The sequence below is a fragment of the Polaribacter sp. genome, from assembly GCF_965656025.1.
Taxonomy (GTDB): Bacteria; Bacteroidota; Bacteroidia; order Flavobacteriales; family Flavobacteriaceae; genus Polaribacter.
Window position 1 is genome coordinate 1 of the sequence record NZ_CBFHJT010000003.1, and the last position, 1,402, is coordinate 1,402.

Consider the following 1,402-nt stretch of genomic DNA (forward strand, 5'->3'; position numbering starts at 1 on the left):
AATGCGGTTGAAAAAGGTATGCTTTATGCATATAGAGACCGTAAAAACAATAAGAGAAACTTCCGTTCTTTATGGATTGTACGTATTAACGCTGCAGCTCGTTTACACGGAATGTCTTACTCTCAGTTTATGGGGAAAGTAAAAGCTAACAATATCGAATTAAACCGTAAGGTTTTAGCAGATTTAGCTGTAAACAACCCAGACGCTTTTAAGGCAGTTGTAGAAAAAGTTAAATAATTATAAATTACTTGCTTATAATAAAAACCCAAACGTATTCGTTTGGGTTTTTTTAGTACTTTTATTCTTTTAAAACTAACACTTTACCAAATGAAAATATACACGTTAATTGTAGCCTTTTTTTTTATAAGTACAACAACATTTGTAGCACAAGAAAACACTATAGAAGACACCTCACTTAATGGGCAATTTGACAAAATTTACAGAACGTCTACAAGTTACCAAACCTATAAGGTAATAGGTAAAGAAAGGTTTTTACAATTAAAACAAAATGTTTTAGATTCTTTAGCAGCATCAAAAAAAACCATAAAAGAAAAAAACAAACAACTTTCTGAAAAAGAAAACATAATACAAAGCACACAAGAGGTATTAACTAAAACCAAAACCGATTTAGATAACGCTTTAAAAAAAGAAAACTCTATTTCTTTGTTTGGTATGCAATTAAGTAAGCTAACTTATAATTTAATTTTATGGACCATAGTACTTTTACTTTTATTGGCTTTAGCCTATTTTATATTTAGATTTACAAGAAGCAATGTGTTAACTAAAAAAGCGGAAGGTAACTTGACATATGTAGAACAAGAATTTGAACAACATAGAAAAAAGTCTTTAGAAAGAGAGCAAAAGCTTAGAAGGCAGTTACAAGATGAAATTAACAAACAAAGAAATATATAATCTGTATTTTTTATTATCATATTATTTAAGTATTTCTAAAAGCCGTAACAAATCATCATAAAAAATAGCGATAATTAAGTTATTGTTATTAAAACAATAATAATATTTTTTAGGTAAAAATCCTTTCTTAATATTTTGTTATTTAGCAGTATGTTTTATATCTTTTACCGATTAAATCAACAGACATACTAACCTAAAATTACAATTTATTTTATGAAAGCTCTTTTCTATACAAGAGAATTTCCACCTTATGTTTATGGAGGTGCAGGCGTACATGTAGAGTATCTTGCAGATGAACTATCAAAACTAATGAAAGTTGATGTTCGTAGTTTTGGAGATCAAGATACTACATCAGATAATTTAAGTGTAAAAGGCTTTCCATTTGAAAATGCTATTTTTAATAATGTAGACGATAAATTAAAAGCGGTACTAAAAACCTTAAGTACCTGTATTCATATGAATGCAGAACCCACAGATGCAGACGTTGTAC

At 28.3% G+C, this 1,402-nt stretch carries 2 protein-coding genes and 1 pseudogene; all 3 read left to right on the forward strand.

Features of this window, described 5'->3' with window-relative positions; all coding sequences use genetic code 11:
* Positions 1-237: 50S ribosomal protein L20 (rplT, locus tag ACTG3S_RS00805; RefSeq protein ID WP_439127477.1), on the forward strand; the 237-nt coding region annotated here is incomplete at its 5' end.
* Between the two features lie 90 nt (positions 238-327).
* Complete coding sequence (locus tag ACTG3S_RS00810; protein WP_439127478.1) at positions 328-912, forward strand: hypothetical protein; 585 nt, start codon at positions 328-330, stop codon at positions 910-912.
* Positions 913-1,125: 213 nt separating this feature from the next.
* Positions 1,126-1,402: pseudogene (locus ACTG3S_RS00815) on the forward strand (glycogen synthase); the annotation flags it as partial.

Coding starts and splice junctions, on each gene's coding strand:
- ACTG3S_RS00810 (WP_439127478.1), top strand. CDS start 328: ATGAAAATATACACGTTAATTGTAGCCTTTTTTTTTATAAGTACAACA.